This window comes from Halorubellus sp. JP-L1 (genome assembly GCF_011440375.1).
In the GTDB taxonomy this organism is placed as follows: Archaea; Halobacteriota; Halobacteria; order Halobacteriales; family Natrialbaceae; genus Halorubellus.
On the sequence record NZ_JAAOIR010000005.1, the window covers coordinates 207,297 to 228,894 of the forward strand.

A 21,598-nucleotide genomic window follows, 5' to 3' on the forward strand; every position below is an offset into this window, starting at 1 on the left:
GAGGGTTTTTGTCGTTCCACGGTCGAAGTCGGCGGGTATGTCCTCGGAGCGCTACCGTGCCGCGACCGTCGCCGGCGGCGCCATCGGCGTCCTCGGTTCGGTATTGCCGTGGGTGGCCGCTGGCGTGTTCGAACTCGACGTCAACAGCGTGTACGCGCTCGTCGCGTCCGCGCTCGTCGTCGTCGTCGCCGTCGGCTACTGGACGTCGCGCTCGCGGTACGTCGTCGGTGCGCTCGCCGGAGTGGTCGCGGCGCTCGCGCTCGAAGCCATCACGAACTTCGCGAGCAGCGGGCCGCCGTCGGTCGTTCCCGCCGTCGACACCGGGCCCGGCATCGGTGCGTACGTCGCGCTGCTCGGTGGCGCGCTCGCGCTCGCCGGCGTCGCACTCGACGTCCTCGCGGACTGAGAACTCGTACGCCGAGCGTGAACGCGTTCGCCGACCGAAAACTCGCTCGTGGACCGAAAACCCGCTCGTCGACCGAGCGCGTGCGTCGTCAGCAGACCGGCTTCGGGTTGACGCCCATCGCCTCGAGGCTCGCCGTGTACTCCTCGTACGCTCCCTGGACGACCGCGGACGCCGCATCGAGCGCCGCCTCGTGGTCGTCGTCGCCGTCCACGACGTCGGCGAGCGCATCCAGGACGTCGTCCCGCTTGGCCTCCAGGTCGCTCCCGTACGATCGGAACGCGCTCGCGGTCTGGGGGTCCGCCTCGCCCGTGAAGTAACCCGTGCTCTGCTCGGCGAGCTTCTTCGCGACGAGCGCGTATCCGACGACCGCACCCAGTCGCGCCGCGTCGCTCGCGCCCGACCCGTCGCCGTACTCGGCCAGCGCGTCGACGGCGTCGTGGGGCTCTCGCGCCCCGACGTCGTCGGCCAGGTCCGGCGCGCTCGCCGCGTGCTCGGCCGCCAGCGCCCCGAACGCGCCGAACGCGTCCGCAGCCGCGTCCGACGACGCGTCCGCGCCGTACGCCTCCAGCGCCGTCGCCGCCGCGTGCGCCACGTCCGCCGACACCGCCACGACCGCAGACGCCGTCAACTCCCCGCCCGTGAACGCGTACAGCGACTTCGACGACCCGAGCCGCGACAGCGCCGTCTCGTTCGCATCCCGTACCTCGGCGAGGAACGCATCCGTATCCATGCCCGAATCTGGGTCCGCACGCCGCTTGTAGGTACCGCCAGCGCCCGCGCTTGCCGGAACGCACGACGGCACGAGAGCCCCCGCACACGGGCCGAACCCCTCGCGACCGCGAGACGAAGCCCCTAACCGCCCGCGCGCCGTATCGAACTGCAATTAGATGACGCGGAAAGACAGATTCTACAACCAGGCGAAGCAGGAGGGCTACCGGTCGCGGTCGGCGTACAAGCTCAAGCAACTCGACCGCGAGTGCGGGCTGTTCGGGCCGGGGAACACGGTCGTCGACCTCGGCGCGGCTCCCGGCGGGTGGCTGCAGGTCGCCGCCGAGGAGGTCGGCGAGACCGGGACGGTCGTCGGCGTGGACTTCCAGCGGATCGACGACCTCGAGGACGCGCCGGCGTCCGTCGAGTTCGTCCGCGGCGACATGACCGAGGACGAGACGAAGGACGAGGTTCGCGAGGTCGCGGGCGGCGACGTCGACGTCGTGCTGTCGGACATGGCGCCGAACATGACCGGCGAGTACAACCTCGACCACGCCCGGAGCGTCCACCTCGGGCGGCAGGCGTTCGACGTCGCCACGGACGTCCTGAAGACCGGCGGCGACTTCGCCGTGAAGGTCTTCCAGGGACAGGACCTCGAGGACTTCAAGGCGGACGTCGACGCCGAGTTCCAGTACGTCCGCACGGTCGTCCCGGAGGCGTCCCGGGACTCCTCCTCGGAGGTGTACCTCGTCGGGAAGCACCGCCTCACCGCGCCCGTCCGCGAGGGCGACGTCGTCACCGTCACCGTCGAGGACGAGGGGAGCGAGGGCGACGGCGTCGCGAAAGTCGAGGGCTTCACGGTGTTCGTCGACGGCGCCGAGGAAGGCGACGAGCTCGACGTCCAGATAACGGAAGTGAAACCGAAGTTCGCGTTCGCCGAACCCGCCGCCGACGAGTAACGCGACCCCTCGTACCCGCTCTCCTCGCCCGCTCGATTACGGCTCGTCTTCGGGCCGAAGTCAGGCCTCCTCGTCGAGGCGGCCCTGGCGCTCGTCGATCTCGTCCAGCGTATCGAGCGTCTTCCGGATGGACGCCCGGATGGCTTCGCTCCGGTTGACGAACTTCCCGTCGCCGCCGACGTGGTCGTCGAGGTCGTCGAGGAGTTCCTGGGGTACCTCGACGCTTATCTTGGGCATATCCGTGGGTTCGCGCACGAGGACTAAATGATTGACGACGACTCGGGCTAGGAGTTCTACGGACGCGGGTTCGCTCGGAGAGTCCCCCGGCGTGGGCCCTACGCGGTCGACTCGGTCTCGGACCCGCCGCCGCCACCCAGCAGGCGTCCGGGCGCGGTCAGGACGCGGAGGATGCCGAGGCCGACGGCGTACGCGAGCGCGAGCGGGAGTGCGAACAGGAGCATCGAGAGGACGCTACTGCTCGTGATGAACGCGCCGGCGACGAACAGCGCGAGGACGACGCCTCGCCACGCGCGCTGCATCGCGTCGTAGCTCACGATGTCCGTGTAGTGGAAGAGTATCATCGACACCGGGATGTCCATGAGGAGGCCGATGCCGACGGTCATGAACGCGATGAGCCACATGAACGAGTTCACGCGGTACGAGATGACCATGTTCGCGCGGATGGCGTCCTCGACGAGGTACGAGACGATCGCGGGCGCGAAGAAGAAGTACCCGAGGGCGCTCCCGACCGCGAACCCGACGAACATCGCCGCGCCCCACAGGAGGAAGGCGTTACTGCTTCCGCCGCCGCCGAACCCGCGCTCTTTGACGGCCGGCCACGCGTAGTACCCGAGGAGCGGGAGCGTCACCGCCGCCGCGACGAGCGTACTGGCTTTCACCGCGAAGATGAGTTGCTCGACGGGGTGGAGCGCGACGACGATCCCGATCTGGCCCGCGCCGCTCATGTTCGCGAGCAGTTCCGCGTACGGCACCACGTCCAGTATCGTCGTCGGACTCGCGGGCCCGGACGCCGCAGTCTGGGTGCCGCCCGGCATCGTCGACATCGCGGACGCGAACGCGTTCGCGGTCTCCACGCTGTCCGCGAACGGGAGCGTGCTCGGGTCGCCGCGCACTTCCGGTGGGACGCGCGAGAGGAACTGGCGCTTGATGTCGCCGAGACCGCCGCGGTACAGCCAGAAGAACACGCCCGCGAGCGTCGCCATGAACACCACGACGAGCCTGAAGACCTTCGACGTGAGCGACTGGAGGACGAACGTGATGTCGTAGTAGTACCCGCCGATGTCGTCCTCCGTCGTCTCGTCCTCCGTGAACGGATTCATCATCCCCGCCGCGGTCGACTGGAGGACGCCGTCGTCCTCGTCGTCGTCCGTCCCTGCGGTCGTCCCCTGCATCGCGTCGACGTCCGTCACCGGCGTGGAGCCGTCGCCGGGCGGGCCGGCGGCGAGTTCGTGACCGTCGCTCGACCCGCTCTCTGCGCCCGCCGACGCTCCAGCGGCCGCACCGCCAGCTGCCGCACCGCCTGCGGCCGCGTCCGCTGTCGCGTCCTCGGCGTCCGCCTGCGCCTGCACCTCGTCGAATCGGTCGAGGATCGCCTGGGCCTTGTCCGGGTTCTCGGCGTCCATCGCGGTGCTGGCCTTCGAGAGCGCCTCGTCCTCCGTCAGCGCCGCGAAAACCTCCGGCGGCGCCGCGCGCACACCGGCTTCGTCGAGGGCGTCCAGGTCGATCTCCGCCGGGTCCATCCCGCGACCACCCGCTCGCGGCACCACCGGACTGCGGAGCACCTTCAGCGTGTACGCGAGCAGGACGAGGAGTGAGACGACGATCGCGATCTGGAGCGAGATGAGGAACTGCGCAGCGAGGGCGGCGTCAGGTGCGAGCCCGCCGGACGCGAGCGGGTTCGCGGGCTGGACGAGCGACGGCAGTGCCGGGACGATCGTGGCGTCGACGGCTGCGACCGCGCCGGCGCGGATCGCGAACGTCGCGGCGAGGAGCACGCCGACGAGGAACCCGCCGAACTGGAGCATCCGTTTCCGGAGCAGGCCGTCGGCCTCGGTCGCGCTCTCGCCGCGCCGCCGCAGGTTGACGACGACCTTCGAGAGCGCGAGCGACGCCGCGTACAGCGTACACAGCGGCAGCGCCCACATGACTTGCGTCAGCGGGTCCGGCGGGCTCGCGACCGCACCGAACAGGAAGATTGCGACGACCGCGTACTTCCACTTGTCCCGCCACGTCTCGTACGGCACGAGTTCCGCGTACGAGAGCGACGACATCACGAGCGGCAACTGCGCCGCCAGCCCGAACGAGAGCGTGAGGAGGAAGAGGAACTGCGTCCACATCGTGATGTCCCAGCTCGGTTTGAGCGTCGCGTTGATCGCGTTCTGCGCGAGGAACTCGAACATGAACGGGAAGAACACGATGTACGCGTACGCCACGCCTCCGGCGAACAGCACCGTCATGAGGACGCTCAATCCGGCGATTTGCGCTCGCGAGATCGGGACGTCGGGCGTCCACCCGCGGCGCTTCAGGGGTTCTTTCGCGTAGTAGAGCAAGAGTGGGAGCGCGAGGAGGATCCCGACGACGGCGCCGATCTTGAACTGGAGGAGGATGACGTCGAACGGCGTCCTGGCGATGATGTCGACCTGAGCGGCGATCTCGGGCGGCATGCGCTGCTTGGTGTTCTCCTTCAGCGCCTTCCAGAGGAACGTGCGGAGCGCCCAGATGCTCCCGAGGAGGCCGACGAGGAAGACGATGAATACCTTCTGGAGCTCCTTCTGGGCTGCGCGCAGGAGCGCCCCGATCGTCTCGCGCCCGGCGTCGATGGTCCGGGCGGTGTCCTCGTTGATGACCGAACTCATTGATTGCCGGACGCTACCTACCTCGGAAACATCAATCTTCTTCTCCCCGCTCGCTCGCGAGCGCGACGGAGAAAAAGGCCTATAACGTCCCACCTGCCTACTTCCGACAGATGCCGGACGAGTCGGACGACCGCGACCCCCGCGACGACGACGGCGTGTCCGACGCCAGCGTCGAGGGGCCCGAGGACGCCACGAGCGACGACGCCGTTCCCGACTCGTCCAGCGACGACGCCGAGACCGGAGACGATGCCGACGTAGCGGACGGCGAAGACGCCGACGCCGAAAACGAGTCCGCTGACGGCGACGGCGACGACGTGGACGAGGACTCGAACGACGGTTCGGGTGGGCTGGAGAAGGTCGATGCCGACGACGGTTCGGGTGGGCTGGAGAAGACGGAGTCCGGGCTCAATCCCGACGTGGAGCCGCGGTCGCGGCGCGTCGACGACCCCGACGCGGACGGGGAGTCCGGGGCGGACGAGCGGTCGACGGTCCCGGACCGCGGCGTCGAGGCCGGGTTCGAGCGCCCGGAGGACGCTCCGGAGAAGCGTCGCCCCGAGCACCCCGACAAACTGGACGCGAACGGTGGGTCGGACGTTCCCGTCGGGCACGCGGCCGGTGCGCCGACGCCGGGGGAGGCGACGCCCGCCAGCGCGGGAGCGGGCGCGAACGCCGGCGCCGGTACCGGAACCGGCAGCGGTCGCGGGTTCGACGAGGACGGGGACCTGTTCGAGGGGCCGCCGGACGACGAGGAGATGCCGCTCGCGGACCACATCGAGGAGATGATGCTCCGGCTCGCCGCGGTCGTGTTCGCGGGCGCGGTCGCGACCGTCCTCATGTACCTCTACTCGGACTACCTCGTGATGGAGATGTGGAACGACATCCTGCCGGCGGGCACCGACGCGGCCCGCCCGCACCTCTACGCGCCCCTGGAGTTCATCCTCACGAAGATCAAGGTCGCGAGCCTCGCGGGCGTCCTCATCGCGCTCCCCGTGCTCGTCTACCAGTCGTACCTGTTCATGCGACCCGGGCTCTACCCGAAGGAGCGCCGGTACTACATCGCGGCGGTCCCGACGAGTCTCGTGCTCGCGATCTTCGGGATGGCGTTCGCGTACTTCGCGGTCCTCCCCGGCCTGTTCCAGTACTTCGACTACTACACGGAGGGGAACGCGGTCATCGCGTACGGCCTCCAGTCGACGTTCAACCTCATCGTCGCCCTCATGGGCTTGCAGGCGGTGGTGTTCCAGATCCCGCTGTTCGTGATGCTCGCGATCATGATGGGCGTCACGTCCCGGGAGTGGCTGGAGGGCCGTCGCCTCCTCTTCTGGGGGGCGTTCGGTGGGATCGCGTTCCTGTTCGCGCCGGACCCGACGGGGATGGCGCCGTTCATCATCGCGGTGTCGATGATCGTCCTCTTCGAGGGCACGCTCGCGCTCCTCCGCTGGACGGGGCGGTGAGCGGCGCTCGAAACCCGCTTCGCTCGACGCCGAAAAAATAGAGGGCGGTCGGGAGCCCGCGGGTTCGGACTACCGGATCTCGCCCCAGGTTCCGACGAGTTCGTCCTCGACGAACCGGCGCTGCTGGAAGCCGAGGGCGTTACAGATCATGGTGTGGCCCATGAACGAGACGGCGTAGTCGGCCATCCCGAACGGGTGGAGTTCCCGCTGGTTCGCGGGCGGGAGCACCGACCCGAGGACGTTGATCTCGCTGTCGCCGGCGGACAGCGATCCGGCGGCGACGCCGCTCGCGTCGGAGCCGTCCGCGAGCTCGCCCGTCATTCGTCCGGCTACGTCGCCGCCTGCGTCCGCGAACGCGTCGTCGTCGACGACCGTCGCGGGCTGGTCGGGCGCGTTGGGCACGTACCCGACCTGCGGGCTCTTCCACATCTCGAACTGGAGCGGCCGGATGTCGTCGAGGAGGTAGTGGTCGAAGTCCCGATCGGTCAGGTTCGCGATGCCGACGCGGATCGACTGGAGGTCGCCGTCCTCGATGGCCGCGGCGTCGCCGACGTCGAGGTCCGCGAGCAGGTTCAGGCCGGTGTCGGTCACCACGAGGTCGCCGCCTGCGTCCACGAACGCCTCGAGTTCGGCGACGTACCGCGGGTCGTCGCGGCCGACGTCGTGGGAGACGACGACCTTGTCGTAGCGGCGCTTCCCGGAGTTCCCGCGCAGCAGCTTCCCGACGCGGACGTCGTGGACGCGGACGCTCTCCATCTCGCCGGCTTCGAGTTCCGGGGCGAGGTCCGCGAAGAACTGCATCGGGTTGACGACGTACTCCTCCTGGGAGTACCCGAACGCCGCCTCGGGGTCCGGGTGTTCCTCGTCGGTCTCGACGGTGACGAACTCGACGTCGACGTCGCCGTCGCCCTCGTACTCGACCGACCAGTCGCCCGCGTCCGGCTGCGGGACGTAGAAGCTCCGTTCGTCGGTCTCCGCGAGGTCGATTGTGCGAACGACCTGGCCGCCCGGGTTGCGGAGCGTCACGACGCCGGACTCGCGTCCGCGGTCGTCGACGGTCGCGGCGAGCGAGTGCGTCCGTTCCTTCGAGTTCACGCCGGCGCGGCCACCGGGGCCGGGCTGGACTGTCCCGTGTCGACGCTGGACGTCGGTCGCGCGCTCCTGGCCGCGGCCGTTGCCGTTCCCCGGGCGTTCGTCGGTGTGCGAGAGGTCCGCCGAGGATCGGGTCAGTTCGTCGGTGGTCACGTAGGCGGTGTCCTGGCCGTCGGTCGCGACCGTCGCGTCGGTGCTGGCGGCAGTCATCTCCGCGAACTCGCGCATCGAGAGCCGGTACGCGGTCTCGAGGTGGCGCTCGATGTACGGCCGCCAGTCCGAGAAGTCCCGCATCGCGAGCTCGGGGGCGACGGTGACGGCGCCGAGGCCGCCGAACTCCTCGGGCTGGCCGGCCCAGCCGAGCAGTCCGCCCGTGATGTTGTATCCCAGGGAGTCGTAGATCGAGCCGTAGTCGAGGAGTTCGTCCGGGACGTAGTCGTTCGGGTCGCCGAAGACGCTGTCCTTGCCGGCGCGGATCGTGTCCGCGGCGATCGCCTCCGGGCTCCCCCACTGGTCGGTCATCGCGGCGTCGATGCGTCGGTTGACCTCTTCGAGGTTGTGCGTACCGTCGTGCTCGTAGGCGGCGTTGGACTCGAGGTTCAACACCATCGTGTCCGCGAACCCCATCATGTGGTAGTCGCAGAGGTACTCGACGTTGTCGTACCCGCGGAGGTGTCCGACGGTCGCCAGCGCGTCCGGGACGACGTCGTCGTACCCCACGTCGTAGCCGGGACGGACGTCGGGAGCATCCCCGTGATCGGCTGGCCAGAACGCGGGGTTCGCCCACCCGATCGTGGGGTACTGGCGGTTCGTGTCGACTCCCGACGCGTTCCCGCGGTAGTGTCCGTAGAACGGCGGCTCGAAGAAGCTGGCGTACGGGTTCTGGGAGGCGTACTGGGGCTTCCGGACGGTCCAGCCGTCGGGGTTGATGTAGACCCAGACGACGACGATGTCGTCGAGGAGGTCGGTGAACGCGTCGGCGTCGCCGGTGACTGCGTCCTCGATGATCCGGCTTCCGGCCTCGACGCCGGCGCGCTCGTTCCCGTGGATTCCAGTGATGAAGACGGCCTTGTCCTTCTCCTGGAACGACGCCTCGTCCTGGACGTCGTTCGTGAGTTCGGCGACGTAGATGTCGTTCGGGTCGGGGGCTTCGCCCGTGAACTCGTTGTCCCACCCCGGTCCCTGCCCGATCCGCTCGAGGCGGACCATGTCGGGGTACTCGGTCTCGAGGTGCTCGAGCGCCGCGCCGGTCTCCGTGTGGGAGATGAAGTCACGAGCGTCCTCGACCGGCGGGAAGACGCCGTCGTCGTAGCCGCCGTCGAGCTTCCAGAACGGGTTCGCGCCCGGGGAGAAGTCGACGTGGTCGACGCCGCCGAGGTCGTCGAGCACGTGCTGGACTTCGGCGGCGGTGAGGTGACCGTGTGCAGCCGGCGTCGGCGACTCTCGCGTGACCGCCTTCGGCGCGCGGTCGTCCTGTTCGACGTCCCAGTCCGGGTCGCCGTACTCGTCGGCGAACGCGGACAGCGCGTCCGCGTCCGCGAACTCCAGGACGAGCGCGGCCTCGTATTCGTCGGGCGTCGAGTTGACGACGAACTCCGCGAGGTCCGTCATCGAGTCGTCGGTGACGTCGGCGCGTACGGTGCCGGGGAGGGCGAGGGCGGCGCCGGTCGCGGCGGCGACGCCGAGGAACGTCCGGCGGTCGATTCCGTCCCGTCCCTCGAACGCTGCGTCGTCGAGTTCGGCCGCGTCCGCGTGGTCGTATCGGTCCTGTTCGTCGTTCGCTGTGTCCGGATCGCCTTCCTGTATGTTTCGTGCCATTTGGGTGCGTGGGATTGTATCCCACGACAACTGGTAACAAACACACATCTAATAAACACCAATGACCGTTGGTTATCACCTCTACTGTTAGCCACCATCTACCGGCTCACGTCGGACTACGATGGAGTGAATTCGGACCGACAAACGACGCCTAACGATAGAACGCCAGACGCTATTGAATCACGCACCATCTCCCTGGCCGGTATCGGACCGGCCGCTCGGCCCGTCCGAACCTGCACCGCTCGCTACTGCGGGTACTCCTGGTCGAAGACGTTCGCGACCACGGGCTCGTCGTCGCCCGCGTCGTCGGCCCCACCGGCGGTGTCGGCCTCGGGACTCACGCTCCCGGTACGGTAGCCGTGGAGGTCGAGCGTGACGTGCTCGAACCCGATCTCGGTGAGGCGCTCGCGGACCGCGCGCGCGAAGTCCGCGTCGAGCGCGACGTCGAGTTCCTCGGGCCCGACCTCGATGCGCGCGAGGCCGTCGTGGTCGCGGACGCGGAACTGCGAGAACCCCCACTCGCGCAGTGCCGCCTCCGCCTGCTCGACCCTGCTCAGGCGCTCCTCGGTGACCTCGATGCCGGTCGGGATGCGCGAGGAGAGGCACGCCATCGACGGCTTGTCCGCGACCGAGAGGTCGTACTCGTCCGCGGCCGCTCGCACGTCCTCCTTCGAGAACCCGTGCTCGAGGAGCGGCGAGAACGCGTCCAGTTCGTCGACCGCCTGCAGGCCGGGGCGGTGGCCGCCGTCGGCGTCGCTCGCGTTCGTCCCGTCGCAGACCACGTCGATGCCGCGCTCGCTCGCGCGCTCGAACATCCGCCCCAGGCGCATCGTCCGGCAGTGATAGCAGCGATCGCCGTCGTTCGCCACGAAGTCCGGCGAATCCAGCTCGCTGAACTCGACGACGTCGTGCTCGATCCCGATCTCGTCGGCGACCCGGCGCGCGTCGGACAGCTCCGCGTCCGGGAGCGTCTCGCTCTTCGCGGTGCACGCGACCGCGTCCCCGCCGAGGGCGTCGTGTGCGACCGCCGCGACGACGCTCGAGTCCACACCGCCGCTGAACGCCACCAGGACGCCGTCGCGCTCGCCGAGGTCCGCGCGCATCGCGTCCAGCTTCGCCGCCAGGTCAGTCATGAACACCACGTAGCGGCCGCGTGGACAAAAGCGACCTGACTCCGGCGTGCCGCGCGATCACGTCCCACGGTCGCCGAGGCGTGGTCGGTCGCCGGGGGCGGCCGATCACCGACGTCGCCGGTGGCCCCGGCCCGCCACCAGTCAGAGCCGGTCAGCGATGGCGCGGGCGGTCTTCTCGCCGACGCCGTCGACGCCCTCGAGTTCGTCGACGGTCGCGGCGCGGACGTTCTCGACGCTCCCGAACCGCCCGAGCAGGCGCTTGCGGGTCGCCGGGCCGACGCCGGGGACGTCGTCGAGTACCGTCGAAACGTCGTCGCGCACGCTCTGGTGGTACTGGACCGCGAACCGGTGGGCCTCGTCGCGCACCCGGCGGAGGACCTGGAGCTTCCCGTCGCCGTCCCAGTCGTACTCGCCGTCGGGCGCGACGACGGTCTCCTCGCGCTTCGCGAGTGCGACCACCGGCACGTCCCAGCCCGCCGACTCGACTGCCTCCAGCGCGGCGTCCAGTTGCCCGCGGCCGCCGTCGATCAGGAGGAGGTCCGGGTCCGGGCGGTCGTCGCGGCCCTCGACCGCGCGCTCGGCGCGCCACCCGACGAGTTCCCGCATCCGCGCGTAGTCGTCGTTCTCGTCCGCGAGCTTCTTCCGCCGGTAGTCGGGCTTGCGCGCACTCCCGTCGACGAACGTCACGTTCGACCCGACCACGGCCTTCCCCTGCGCGTGACTCACGTCGAACCCCTCGATGCGGGCCGCGTCCTCGAGACCGAGTGCGTGCGCGAGCTCCCGGGTCGCGTCCCGCGACCCCGTCCCGGTCCGCGCGTTCTTCAGCGCCAGGTCGACGAGCTTCGCCTCCCGGCCCGCGCCCGGCACGCGGACCGCCACGCCCGCCGCGTCAAGCCACGCCGCCACCTCCTCGTCGCCGTGGGCCTCCGGCAGCAGGACGGCGTCCGGGAGGTCTCGCTCCGCGTAGTACTGGACGAGGAACGCGGACAGCACCGCCGGGACCGGCTCCTCCTCGACGGTTCCATCGACACCTTCGGCGTCCGACGGTACGTCGATGCGGTGCCGGTCGCGCTCGACGAGCTGGCCGCCCTCGGCGTGCAGGCGGGCGACGGTCGCGCGGTCGCCGTCGACGGCCACGCCGAGCACGTCGACGTGGCGCTCGTAGTCGTCGCCGGTCGCCGAGACCGCTTCGCCGCCCTCGCCGTGGAACGACTCGACGACCGCGAGCCGGTCCCGGAGGTTCGCCGCCCGCTCGAACTGCTGGCCCGCCGACGCCGCCGTCATCTCGCTCCGCAGGGGGTCCGCGAGCACGCCCGTCTCGCCGGCGAAGAACCGCTCGACGGACTCGACGTCGCCGAGGTAGTCGGCTTCGCCGATCTCGCCCGTGCACGGCGCCGTGCAGAGGCCGACCTCGTAGTCGAGACACGGCCGCTCGCGCCCCGCGAACTTGTGGTCGCTACAGCCGCGGACGCCGAACGTCTCCCGGAGCGCCTTCACGACCGTCTCCACGTCGCCCTTGTTCGTGAACGGGCCGAACACGGTCGCGTCCTCCGCCGGGTCGCGCGTCACCTCGATCCGCGGGAACTCGTGGCTCGTCAACTGGACGAGCGGGTAGGACTTGTCGTCCTTCAGCCGGACGTTGTACCGCGGCTGATGGCGCTTGATGAGGTTCGCCTCCAGCAGGAGCGCCTGCGTCTCCGTGTCCGTCTCCGCGACCTCCAGGGCGTCCGCGCGCTCGACCATCCGCCGGATGCGCGCCGACCGCGGGTCCGCGTACGACCGCACCCGCGACCGGAGGTCGACGGCCTTCCCGACGTACAGCACGACGTCGCCCTCGAAGAACTGGTAGACGCCCGGCTCCGCCGGGACGTTCATCGCGCGCTCGCGGACCGCCGTCGAATCCATCGCGTCCACCTAGCGGACTCGCGGGTTTAGGCGTGACGCGTCGAGGACTCACCAAGCGCCTGCCGGAGTTCGCTCGCGTGCGCGGAGGGGTCGCCGGTGACGACGAGGCGGACGTCCTCGGCGCCGGCGACGCCGACGGTGACGACCCGTTCGCGCGATTCGGCGTACCGGTAGCCGTGGTAGGCGGCGACGGCGAGGAAGAGCACGCCGAGGACCGCGATGGCCTCGTCGACGAGCGCGAGCGCGGCGACGAGGTCCGCGAACAGGGACACGATCCCGCCGGTGCCGCCGACCGCGCCCGACTGGAGGTTCTCGGGCACCGAGACGAACGACCCGAACTCGACGAGGACGCCGCCGACGACGCTCGCCAGGCCGAGGCCGCCCCAGACGACCGCTCGCGCGAGCCGGAGCCAGTCGCTGTCGCTGCCAGCGCCGACGCCCTCGACGTTCGGGCGATCGACCTGCCGGAAGTTCGGGCCGGCCGCGTCCTCGTCGAAGAACGCGAGCACGCGATGGCTCGTCACGTACACGCGGTTCGCGCCCACGTCGACCGTCCGCTCGACGGACTCGCCCTCGTACAACAGCTCGTCCACGCGCTCGCGCCACGACATTCACCGCCACGGTACCGCGGCACGCCCGAAAGTCCTTCGGGCCCGCGGAGTCCTCCGAACCCGCGGTCGCGGGAGGAGGCGGCGGGACCAGGGGGCAAACGGTAAGCCTGTCGGGGTCCCCACGAATTGACGTGTACGACGGATGCTCTCGCCGCGACGCGCTCGCCGCCGCCGGCGCGCTCGGGACCGCCGGTCTCGCGGGCTGCCTCGGCCGCCTCGGCCTCGGCGGCAGCGCTGCGACGGTCACGTCCGAGACGGCGACGACGCAGTTCCGCGGCGGCCTCGAGAGACGCGGCGTCCACCCGGACGCGACCGTCCCGACCGCGGTCGAGCGCGAGTGGACGCTCCGGGACGTGAACACGGGCGACCACACGGCCGCGAAGGCGAGCCCGGTCGCGCTCGCCGGCGGCGACGTCCTCGTCCCCGGGGACAGCGGGTCGCTCTGGCGCGTCGACGCCGACTCCGGCGACGGCGTCTGGGAGGCGAGCGTCACCGGTTCGTCCCGCGGCGTCCACGGCACGCCCGCGGTCGTCGACGGCGTCGCGTACGTCGGCGGGTACGACGGCGTGCTCACCGCGGTCGACGTCGAATCCGGCGACCGCGTCTGGCGCAGCGGCCTCGGGGACGCCATCGGGTCCAGTCCCGCGTACCACGACGGCGTCGTCTACATTGCGGTCGAGTACCACGACCCGAGCGGCGCGATGTTCGGCGTCGACGCCGAATCCGGCGACGTCGTCTGGGAGGACCAGCGCGTCACCGACCACCCGCACTCGACGTGCGCGATCGACCGCGACGCCGGCTACCTCGTCGTCGGCGCGAACGACGGCGATCTGTACGCGTGGACGTATCCCGACCTCGAGTTCGCGTGGACGTTCTCGACCGACGGCGCGATCAAGGGGCCGGTGGCGACGTACGACGGCGCGGCGTTCTTCGGGTCGTGGGACCACTCGATCTACCGCGTCGACCTCGCCGAAGGCACCGAGTCGTGGTCGACGCGAACGAACGGCCTCGTGATGTCCGGGCCGGCCGTCGACCCCGCGGCGGACGTCGTCTACGTCGGGAGCAAGGACGGCCGCCTGTACGCGCTCTCGACGGACTCGGGGAAGGCGACGTGGGAGTACGACGCCGGGAGCGCCATCATCGGCTGTCCGGTCGTCACTGACGAGCACGTCCTCGTCGGCTCCTACGACCGGACGCTGCACGCCGTCGCGGAGGACGCCGGCGACCGCGCGTGGACCGCGCGCGGCGTCGGGCGCGTCACGAGCACGCCGCTCGTCCACGACGGCGCGGTCTACTTCGCCGACCGCGCGTCGGAGACGTATCTCGACGACGGCAGCGGCGAAACCGGCGCGCTCTACAAGCTCGCGAGCGGGGACTGAAGGCGACGCCGGCGGCGGTCGCCGCCGGCGAGCGACCCGCACGGCTGCTGCCGACACCGCCGGCGCGGAGGCGCACGGCGCCGTCGCGTTCCCGAGGATACAAGCCCGCGCTGGCAGAACGAGGACGTATGAACGACGACGACGCGACCGGCGACGAAGCGGCCGACGACGGCGCGGCCGACGACGAAGCGGCCGGCGACGACGAGAGAGTCAGTGAAGACGGCGTTCGCTGCTGGCTCGTGGAGCGCGAGTACACCGACAAGGGCCTCGTGACGCTCGTGTACGCCGAACCCGGCGGCGAGCGCGCCGCCGTCATGCAGCGCTCCTCGAACATGCTCGCGCGCACCGACGTCACCGCCGCGCGCGACGTCGACCCAGACGAACTCGCGGCCGTCGAGGACGACGCGACCCGCGACCGCTACGCGACCGAGGTCGAACGCACGAGCGAGAGCCACGCGCCCGACGACGCGCTCTGAGGCGACCGATTCGACTCGGTCTCCGCTCGTCGTTCACGCGCCGCGTCGAATCGTCGCTTTCTGGTCGGAACAGGCTTGCCGTACCGTGTCGAATGCTACCACGTGTCTTCGAGTGCTACGGCTGGGACGGCGGACCGCGTCCTCGACTTCGAGGGATTCCCGGGTCGTTGGGAGATACTCGAGACCACCGAGGACACCGACGGCGAGCGCTTCACGACCCGGATGCACCTCGACGAGCGGTCGGAACTCCCCACGCACGTGCATCCGAGCGCCGAGGAGGTCTACGCGGTCGAAGCGGGCGAACTCGAGGTGCAGGTCGACGGCGCGTGGTCGACGCTCGCCGCTGGCGAGCGCGTGATCATCCCCGCCGGGACCGAGCACGCGTTCCGGAACCCCGGCCCGGCCGAGGTCCGCAACGTGCATCGGCCGGCGATGCGGATCGAGGCGTTCTTCCGGCGGTTCCACGCCCTGAAGACCGAACGCGGCGTGTCGATGCCGCCCGAGGGCCTCCGCGCGACCATCCTCCTCGCGATGCTATTCACGGAGTACGACGACGAACTCGTCGTCGCCGGCCCGCAACGCTGGGCGTTTGCGGCCCTGTCCGCCCTCGGACGCCTCCTCGGATACGACCTCCCCGACTGACGGTCCGACCGGCCTCGTCCGTCGCTCCGGTATCCTCTTGTGCGACCCCCGACATGAAGGGGGTATGGCCGCCATCGAACTTCGCGACGTGACCAAGCGCTTCGGCTCGGTCACGGCCCTCGACGGCCTCGACCTCACGGTCGAGGAGGGCGAGGTCTTCGGGTTTCTCGGACCGAACGGCGCGGGGAAGTCCACGACGATCGACATCCTGCTCGACTACGTCCGCCCCTCTAGCGGGACCGCTCGCGTCTTCGGGCACGACGCCCAGGAGGAGCCGCGGTTCGTCCGCGACCGCGTCGGCATCCTCCCCGACGGCTACGGCGCGCTCGGGCGGATGACGGGCCGCGAACAGCTCGAGTTCACGATCGAGGCCCGACGCGGTCGCGAGCACCCCGACGAACTCCTGGAGCGCGTCGGACTCGCCGGTGACGGCGACCGCCAGGTCCGCACGTACTCGAAGGGGATGGCGCAGCGACTCATGCTCGGGATGGCGCTCGTCGGCGACCCCGACCTCCTCGTCCTCGACGAACCCACGACGGGTCTCGATCCCGCCGGCGCGCGCATGATGCGGGAGACGATCGATGACGCCGTCCGCGACGGCCAGACCGTGTTCTTCTCCAGTCACATCCTCGGACAGGTCGAGGCGGTCGCGGACCGCGTCGGCATCCTCTACGAAGGGCGAGTAGTCGCCGTCGACACCATCGACTCCCTGCGGGAGACCGCGGGCGCGACCGGCGGCGTCACCGTCACGCTCGACGACGCCCAGCACGACCGCAGCGCGAACGTCGCCTCTCTGGACGACCTCCGCGCGAGCGTCGCGGGCCTCGACGGCGTCGTGGACGTCCTCGTCGACGCCGACGAGGACGGGCGACCGACGGTCGACGCGAACTGTACCGCCGCGGCGAAGGGCCGCGTCGTGAAGGCGTGCTTCGACGCCGGCGCGGACGTTCGCGACGTCGACACGCGCGAAGCCAGCCTCGAAGACCTGTTCGTCTCCTACACGAACGGCGAGACGCCCGCGGCGACGTCCACGACGACGGCCGGGACGACGCCCGCGGCGAGAGGTGAGGACTGATGTGGCGACTCGTCGCACGCAAGGACGTCCGGGATAGCATCCGGGAACGCCACCTCCACATCGGCGCGGGCCTGTTCACGATCGTCGGCCTCATCGCGGGCTTCGTCTACGCGGACAGCTACGACCCGACGTACGTCGACCAGCCCGGCGTCCAGTTCCTCGGCGTCCTCGTCGGCGTCAGCCTCTTCCTCGTCCCGATCACCGCGCTCATGCTCGCGCAGGGCCGGATCGTCGACAAGCGCAGTCGCGGCGAACTCGTCGTCCTCCTCGGGATGCCGTTCTCGCGACGCGACGTCGTCGTCGGGAGTCTCGCCGGGCGCGCCGCCGTCACCGCGGCGGTCGTCGCGTGCCTGTTCGCGTTCGCGACCGGCGTCGCCGCGCTCATGCTCGCCCCCATCCCGCTCGCGCGACTCGTCGCCGCGCTCGTCGTCTTCGCCGCGTTCGGCGCGCTCTTCGTCTCCATCGGGACCGGCATCTCCGCGGCCGTCGCCGGCACGACCCGCGCCGCCGTGGGCGCCGTCGGCGTCTACCTCTTCTTCGTCTTCCGCCTCCACAACATCGTCTGGGAGCTCCTCGTCAAGGGCGTCTATGGCGCGGACAACGTCCCGCGAGCGCTCATGCCGGTCGTCGCACAGCTCGGGCCGTTCGCAGCACTCCGGAACGTCGTCGTCGGCATCTACCCGCCGATCGCGGGCGCGTTCGGGTACTTCGGTGGACCGCCACCGACCGACATCACGCTGTTCGCGACGCCGTCCGTCGGCGTCCTCGTCCTCGCGCTCTGGGCGACCGTCCCGCTCTACCTCGGCCTCCAGCGCTTCGAAGGGGCGGACCTGTGACCGCGCTCGCCGGTCGTCGAGGTGGGAGGCGGTGACCGCGACCCTGACGTGCTTCGTCGACGACGAGGCGCGACGCCGAGTCGCGAAGCTCCGCGCTCGCGCGTTCGTCGGCCCCGCTCCGGGCGTCGTCGCGTTCGACGGCGACGGTCGACTCGTCGTACACCTCCCCGACGGCACGGAGGCGAACGCTCGCGCACTCGCCGGGCACGTCCTCGCGCCCGGGGAACGCGCCGCTGCCATCGTCACCGGGGACGACGCGAACGCGCTCGGCTACGTCTACCAGGGTCGGGACGGCGGCGGCGTTCAGCGCCTCGCCGCAGAGCTCGGAGACGGTGGTGACGCCGGCAGCGACGCGCGCGCCGCCATCCAGCGCCAGTTCGGCCTGGACGTGCTCGCGGACGGGACCGGGCTCCGCGAACGCCTCCGCCGCGAGTACGGCGACGACCACGTCCGGTACGACGAACTCCACTTCTACGCGCAGCAACTCGCCGACGCCACCGACCCCGACACCGGCCTTCGACGCGCCGCCGTCCGGAACGACCCCGAAGCGCGCGTCCGCGAGGTCGTCGCCGAGATCGACGACGACGCGCTCACCGCCGCGCTCGACGCCGAGGACTGGGAGTGGCTCGCCGGCCTCGCCGCCGATCACACCACCAGACCACCGGTCGCGTACGAACCCGACCACCACGACGTCGTCTGATTCGTTGCGTTCGAGAAGGCTGTCATAGACGGATTCACAAGATGTTGTTTGCACCCGGAATTCGGAGGAATATCCGTTAGAACGGATGTGCTTATTGACCACGGTCACTCTGTAAGAGCGAAGTGACGTTCGGGATGCCGTGCCGAATACAGAGCACGTATCCCGCAAGATACAGCCCGAAGCGTGCTACTGGATCGTTCAATACAGCAGAAAAATCAGGATAGAAGTACGTTCGATCTGGCATGGACGAGCGAAACAGGCGATAGGTACGTTGCATGCCTATTAGCCCGTGTGTGCTTTACTATCGCCACGAGTGTGGAGCCAGAGTGTTAGCGTCCCAGTTATCACGACCATGCCTGCATTTACGACGAGTAAGAGTAAGCCGCCACTGGCCCTAGCAGGCGCTCGTGACAGTAATGTTATTCCCCCAGCAGCTGCGGCCGGGACGAGTGCGAGGGCAGCGACGACGCCGACTAGCGTGTCTGTCCGTTCTTCGTCGGTCGCTATCCCTGCCGCGATACCCGCTGCGGCAGCGGCAAGGACGCTGTACCAGCCGGCCGTAATGCGCTCCTCAAGTAGTGGTTTCTCGATGAGGTTCTCCGCAGGTGGGAGGACTCCTGTCATGTTCAGTATCACTGTCGTTACCATCGCTCCAGCAGTTGCAGCCGAAAGACCGCCGAACGCGACTACGGCCCCGAATCCAGCTCGCTTCAGCCGGTTGGAAGCAATGCCAGCGGAAACGAGTTCCAATGGCGTCAATGCAGGGGCAATGACCATCGCGCCGATGAGGATTGGAATCGAGTTGGTTAGGAGAGCCACGCCAGCGAGCACACCGGACATCGTCATCAAAACAAGATACGACGTATCAAGCCCGACCTGTTCGTAGAGGTTCTCGCACTTTTCGCTAAGTGAGACTCGGGGACACACATCGAAGAAATACGGGCGTGTCGGTTGAATCAATTGCGACTATGCGAGAGTGCCTAATAATGGAGCACCTCCCGCAAGATTCCGCTCTCGTTCGCCCCATCTATCCTCTGATCTCGTGCGCAGTTTCTGACAAAACCGAAGTGGCTACAATTCGTCGCGTTATGTCCTTCGTCTGTATCTAACGAATCGATCTATACTGTTGGTGGATGTAAGAATAGTTCTATGACACTCTATGTCGATGCCAAATCGATATGTTTCCAGACGTCCTCCTCTTGAGCATGCCGACCGAAGATGACGGTCGAGAGGGCGTCTTCGACGATTTCGATCCCGTCGACGTCGGGGAGACGAACGCCGTGGCGGCCGAACGCGACTTCGGAACCGAGTAGGGCCGAACTTCCGTCGACTGCTCGAAACGGCCCTCGGTTCCGGAATACTGAACTGTCAGTCGACGTCTCAACCGTGCGCTACTCGCCGGGCCACTCGGTGACGCCGCGTTCCTCGAAGACCTCGCGGAGTTCGTCCTCGTCGAGCATCGGCACGCCCTCGGCTTCGGCGTCGCTCCGCTTCGTCGCGCCCGGGTTGTCGCCGACGACGAGGTAGTCGGTGTTCCCGGAGACGCTCCCGGTCGCGCTCCCGCCGTGGGCTTCGACGACGTCCTCGAAGTCGCCACGGGATGCGGAGAGCGATCCCGTGAACACGAACGTGAGGTCGTCGAGTTCCTCGCCGGCGACGCCCTCGGCTTCGCGTGGGTCGACGTGCGCGAGGAGGTCGTCGAGCACCGTGCGGTTCGCGTCGCTCTGGAAGAAGTCGACGAGCTGGGTCGCGACCGCGTCGCCGACGCCGTCGACCGCGGTGAGGGCGTCGCGGTCGTCACGCTCCGCTGCAGTGCGGAGGGCGTCGAACGTCTCGAAGTGCCGCGCGAGCCGGGCGGCGAGCTCCGGACCGACCTCCTGGATGCCGAGCGCCGCGACGAAGTCCGCGAGCTTGGGCTCGCGGGTCGCGTCGAGTTCCGCGACGAGCTTCTCGGCGCTTCGCTCCCCCCAGCCCTCGAGCGCTTCCAGGTCCGCTTCGTCGATCTCGTAGAGGTCCGCGACGCCCTCGCTCACGAGGCCGGCGTCGACGAGCTGGCTGACGGTCTCCTCGCCGAGCCCCTCGACGTCCAGTCCCTTCTCGCTCCCGTAGTACTCGACCGAGCGGCGGAGCTGTGCGGGACAGCCGAGGCCGCCCGTACAGTACGCGATCGGGCCGTCGCGCTCGGCGGGACTCCCGCAGACCGGGCACGTCTCGGGGAGTTCGTAGGGACCGTCGCTGTTGTGCTCGACGACCGACTCGACGTAGGGGATGACGTCGCCTGCGCGCTGGACGCGCACCACGTCGCCGACGCCGACGCCGAGCGCCTCGACCTCGTCGAAGTTGTGGAGGCTCGCCCGAGAGACCGTCACCCCGCCGACGTCCACGGGTTCTAAGAGCGCGACCGGCGTGAGCCGGCCGGTGCGACCGACCTGGACGGTGACGTTCGCGACCGGCGTCTCCTCGTCTCTGGCGGGGAACTTGTACGCCTTCGCCCACCGCGGCGCTCGCGCCGTCGCCCCGAGGTCCTCGCGCGTCGCCGTCTCGTCGACCTTGATCACGACGCCGTCGACCTCGTAGTCCAATTCGTCACGTTCGGCCAGGAGCGCGTCGCGATAGTCGATCGCGGCCTCGGCGTCCGCGCCCGTTTCCACGCGCTCGCAGACCGGCAACCCGAGGTCGCGGAACGCCGCGAGTGCGTCGCTGTGCGTCGCCCACTCGTCGCTCGACGCGAGGACGTCGAAGAAGAAGATCGAGAGCGGGCGCTCGGCGACCACGGTCGGGTCCTGCTGGCGGATGGTGCCCGCGGTCGCGTTCCGCGGGTTCGCGAACGGCTCGTCGCCGCGCTCCACGCGCTCCGTGTTGTACTCGGTGAACGCCTCGCGGGGCATGTACACCTCGCCCCGCACGGCGAGGGACGCGGGCGGGTCCCCCCGCAATCGCTGCGGGAGTGCGGCGATCGTGCGCGCGTTCCGCGTCACGTCGTCCCCTTCCTCGCCGTCGCCCCTGGTCGTGGCGCGCACGAGTTCGCCGTCCTCGTACACCACTTCGAGGCTCACGCCGTCGAACTTCGGCTCCAGCACGTACTCGACGTCGCCGACCTCCCGGCGGACCCGGTCGTCGAACTCGCGCACGCCGTCCGCCGAGTCCGTGTGGTCGATCGAGAGCATCGGCGCGACGTGCGCGACCGTCTCGAAGCGATCGACGGGCTCCCCGCCGACGCGGTTCGACGGCGACCCCTCCACGTCGAGGTCGAACGCGTCCTCGAGGTCCAGCAACCGCTGGAACAACTCGTCGTACGTCCGGTCCGCGATCACGGGGTCGTGGTCGACGTAGTACCGGTAGTCGTGGAACTCGATCGCCGCCCGGAGCAACTCGGCTTGCTCGCGCGCCGCCGCCTCGTCGAGCTCGTCGACCGGCTCGAACTCGAACGCCGTCCCGTCAACGGGCCCGCGAACGAACTGATTGTCCGCCAGCGCGTCCCTGGCCATGCCCACGTCCCCGACACCGTCGTCGCCATCGTCCTCGTTC

General features: G+C 69.5%; 19 protein-coding genes. 10 read left to right on the plus strand and 9 right to left on the minus strand.

Translation table 11 applies throughout. From position 1 onward, the window contains the following. Positions 1-37 precede the first annotated feature (37 nt). Positions 38-406 carry a hypothetical protein gene (locus G9C85_RS18005; RefSeq protein WP_166042540.1) on the plus strand — a complete coding sequence of 123 codons (369 nt, stop codon included), beginning with the start codon at positions 38-40 and terminating at the stop codon, positions 404-406. A gap of 88 nt (positions 407-494) precedes the next feature. Here G9C85_RS18005 and G9C85_RS18010 read toward each other — a convergent pair whose 3' ends face one another. Beyond that, positions 495-1,136, minus strand: a complete 642-nt coding sequence (locus G9C85_RS18010; RefSeq protein WP_166042542.1) for a rubrerythrin family protein — start codon at positions 1,134-1,136, stop codon at positions 495-497. Between the two features lie 157 nt (positions 1,137-1,293). Here G9C85_RS18010 and G9C85_RS18015 point away from each other — a divergent pair, with 157 nt between their 5' ends. Continuing rightward, positions 1,294-2,073 carry a 23S rRNA (uridine(2552)-2'-O)-methyltransferase gene (locus tag G9C85_RS18015; protein ID WP_166042544.1) on the plus strand — a complete coding sequence of 260 codons (780 nt, stop codon included), beginning with the start codon at positions 1,294-1,296 and terminating at the stop codon, positions 2,071-2,073. A 60-nt stretch (positions 2,074-2,133) separates the two neighbouring features. Here the strand turns inward: G9C85_RS18015 and G9C85_RS18020 are convergent, their stop codons facing one another. Then, the gene (locus tag G9C85_RS18020; RefSeq protein WP_166042546.1) at positions 2,134-2,310 is read right to left on the minus strand and encodes a type II toxin-antitoxin system ParD family antitoxin; all 177 of its coding nucleotides are present in this window, start codon (positions 2,308-2,310) and stop codon (positions 2,134-2,136) included. Between the two features lie 98 nt (positions 2,311-2,408). Continuing rightward, complete coding sequence (locus G9C85_RS18025; RefSeq protein ID WP_166042548.1) at positions 2,409-4,949, minus strand: twin-arginine translocase subunit TatC; 2,541 nt, start codon at positions 4,947-4,949, stop codon at positions 2,409-2,411. A 110-nt stretch (positions 4,950-5,059) separates the two neighbouring features. Here G9C85_RS18025 and G9C85_RS19155 point away from each other — a divergent pair, with 110 nt between their 5' ends. Further along, on the plus strand, positions 5,060-6,403 hold the full coding sequence (locus tag G9C85_RS19155) for a twin-arginine translocase subunit TatC (protein WP_166042550.1): 1,344 nt from the start codon (positions 5,060-5,062) through the stop codon (positions 6,401-6,403). A gap of 69 nt (positions 6,404-6,472) precedes the next feature. On the opposite strand, the gene G9C85_RS18035 is transcribed toward G9C85_RS19155, so the two are convergent. The 4 genes from G9C85_RS18035 to G9C85_RS18050 all read right to left on the minus strand — a co-directional run bounded on the left by G9C85_RS18035 (position 6,473) and on the right by G9C85_RS18050 (position 12,962). Beyond that, positions 6,473-9,313 carry a M14 family zinc carboxypeptidase gene (locus G9C85_RS18035; RefSeq protein ID WP_166042552.1) on the minus strand — a complete coding sequence of 947 codons (2,841 nt, stop codon included), beginning with the start codon at positions 9,311-9,313 and terminating at the stop codon, positions 6,473-6,475. Positions 9,314-9,558: 245 nt separating this feature from the next. Continuing rightward, on the minus strand, positions 9,559-10,446 hold the full coding sequence (larE, locus tag G9C85_RS18040; RefSeq protein ID WP_193570820.1) for an ATP-dependent sacrificial sulfur transferase LarE: 888 nt from the start codon (positions 10,444-10,446) through the stop codon (positions 9,559-9,561). A gap of 141 nt (positions 10,447-10,587) precedes the next feature. Beyond that, positions 10,588-12,351: an excinuclease ABC subunit C gene (locus G9C85_RS18045; RefSeq protein ID WP_166042554.1), complete on the minus strand. Its 1,764-nt coding sequence runs from the start codon at positions 12,349-12,351 to the stop codon at positions 10,588-10,590. A 26-nt stretch (positions 12,352-12,377) separates the two neighbouring features. After that, a complete protein-coding gene (locus tag G9C85_RS18050; RefSeq protein WP_166042556.1) occupies positions 12,378-12,962 on the minus strand; it encodes a hypothetical protein in 585 nt (194 codons plus the stop codon). Between the two features lie 131 nt (positions 12,963-13,093). On the opposite strand from G9C85_RS18050, the gene G9C85_RS18055 reads away from it, so the two are divergent. The 6 genes from G9C85_RS18055 to G9C85_RS18080 all read left to right on the plus strand — a co-directional run bounded on the left by G9C85_RS18055 (position 13,094) and on the right by G9C85_RS18080 (position 18,070). Beyond that, positions 13,094-14,341, plus strand: a complete 1,248-nt coding sequence (locus G9C85_RS18055; protein ID WP_166042558.1) for a PQQ-binding-like beta-propeller repeat protein — start codon at positions 13,094-13,096, stop codon at positions 14,339-14,341. A 128-nt stretch (positions 14,342-14,469) separates the two neighbouring features. Next, a complete protein-coding gene (locus G9C85_RS18060; RefSeq protein ID WP_369680840.1) occupies positions 14,470-14,817 on the plus strand; it encodes a hypothetical protein in 348 nt (115 codons plus the stop codon). A gap of 102 nt (positions 14,818-14,919) precedes the next feature. Next, entirely contained in the window at positions 14,920-15,459 is a 540-nt protein-coding gene (locus G9C85_RS18065) for a cupin domain-containing protein (protein ID WP_166042560.1), read from the plus strand. Between the two features lie 64 nt (positions 15,460-15,523). Further along, on the plus strand, positions 15,524-16,534 hold the full coding sequence (locus G9C85_RS18070) for an ABC transporter ATP-binding protein (protein ID WP_166042561.1): 1,011 nt from the start codon (positions 15,524-15,526) through the stop codon (positions 16,532-16,534). Beyond that, positions 16,534-17,370 carry an ABC transporter permease subunit gene (locus G9C85_RS18075; RefSeq protein ID WP_166042563.1) on the plus strand — a complete coding sequence of 279 codons (837 nt, stop codon included), beginning with the start codon at positions 16,534-16,536 and terminating at the stop codon, positions 17,368-17,370. Before G9C85_RS18070 ends, G9C85_RS18075 begins: the two co-directional genes overlap by 1 nt. 31 nt (positions 17,371-17,401) lie before the next feature. Then, positions 17,402-18,070 carry a hypothetical protein gene (locus tag G9C85_RS18080; RefSeq protein WP_166042564.1) on the plus strand — a complete coding sequence of 223 codons (669 nt, stop codon included), beginning with the start codon at positions 17,402-17,404 and terminating at the stop codon, positions 18,068-18,070. A 282-nt stretch (positions 18,071-18,352) separates the two neighbouring features. On the opposite strand, the gene G9C85_RS18085 is transcribed toward G9C85_RS18080, so the two are convergent. Continuing rightward, on the minus strand, positions 18,353-18,997 hold the full coding sequence (locus G9C85_RS18085) for a DUF389 domain-containing protein (protein WP_166042567.1): 645 nt from the start codon (positions 18,995-18,997) through the stop codon (positions 18,353-18,355). A 251-nt stretch (positions 18,998-19,248) separates the two neighbouring features. Between G9C85_RS18085 and G9C85_RS19340 the strand changes: the two genes are divergently transcribed. Next, positions 19,249-19,383: a hypothetical protein gene (locus tag G9C85_RS19340; RefSeq protein ID WP_275690792.1), complete on the plus strand. Its 135-nt coding sequence runs from the start codon at positions 19,249-19,251 to the stop codon at positions 19,381-19,383. Between the two features lie 78 nt (positions 19,384-19,461). Here the strand turns inward: G9C85_RS19340 and ligA are convergent, their stop codons facing one another. Continuing rightward, a complete protein-coding gene (gene ligA, locus G9C85_RS18095) occupies positions 19,462-21,558 on the minus strand; it encodes an NAD-dependent DNA ligase LigA (protein WP_166042677.1) in 2,097 nt (698 codons plus the stop codon). Positions 21,559-21,598 lie beyond the last annotated feature (40 nt).

Excerpts from the sequence above, each read along its gene's own strand:
- larE (WP_193570820.1), bottom strand. The coding sequence starts at position 10,446 with ATGACTGACCTGGCGGCGAAGCTGGACGCGATGCGCGCGGACCTCGGC.
- G9C85_RS18045 (WP_166042554.1), bottom strand. The coding sequence starts at position 12,351 with ATGGATTCGACGGCGGTCCGCGAGCGCGCGATGAACGTCCCGGCGGAG.
- G9C85_RS18020 (WP_166042546.1), bottom strand. The coding sequence starts at position 2,310 with ATGCCCAAGATAAGCGTCGAGGTACCCCAGGAACTCCTCGACGACCTC.
- G9C85_RS18015 (WP_166042544.1), top strand. The coding sequence starts at position 1,294 with ATGACGCGGAAAGACAGATTCTACAACCAGGCGAAGCAGGAGGGCTAC.
- G9C85_RS18035 (WP_166042552.1), bottom strand. The coding sequence starts at position 9,313 with ATGGCACGAAACATACAGGAAGGCGATCCGGACACAGCGAACGACGAA.
- G9C85_RS18070 (WP_166042561.1), top strand. The coding sequence starts at position 15,524 with ATGGCCGCCATCGAACTTCGCGACGTGACCAAGCGCTTCGGCTCGGTC.
- G9C85_RS18025 (WP_166042548.1), bottom strand. The coding sequence starts at position 4,949 with ATGAGTTCGGTCATCAACGAGGACACCGCCCGGACCATCGACGCCGGG.
- G9C85_RS19340 (WP_275690792.1), top strand. The coding sequence starts at position 19,249 with ATGTTTCCAGACGTCCTCCTCTTGAGCATGCCGACCGAAGATGACGGT.
- ligA (WP_166042677.1), bottom strand. The coding sequence starts at position 21,558 with ATGGCCAGGGACGCGCTGGCGGACAATCAGTTCGTTCGCGGGCCCGTT.
- G9C85_RS18075 (WP_166042563.1), top strand. The coding sequence starts at position 16,534 with ATGTGGCGACTCGTCGCACGCAAGGACGTCCGGGATAGCATCCGGGAA.
- G9C85_RS19155 (WP_166042550.1), top strand. The coding sequence starts at position 5,060 with ATGCCGGACGAGTCGGACGACCGCGACCCCCGCGACGACGACGGCGTG.
- G9C85_RS18060 (WP_369680840.1), top strand. The coding sequence starts at position 14,470 with ATGAACGACGACGACGCGACCGGCGACGAAGCGGCCGACGACGGCGCG.
- G9C85_RS18010 (WP_166042542.1), bottom strand. The coding sequence starts at position 1,136 with ATGGATACGGATGCGTTCCTCGCCGAGGTACGGGATGCGAACGAGACG.
- G9C85_RS18050 (WP_166042556.1), bottom strand. The coding sequence starts at position 12,962 with ATGTCGTGGCGCGAGCGCGTGGACGAGCTGTTGTACGAGGGCGAGTCC.
- G9C85_RS18005 (WP_166042540.1), top strand. The coding sequence starts at position 38 with ATGTCCTCGGAGCGCTACCGTGCCGCGACCGTCGCCGGCGGCGCCATC.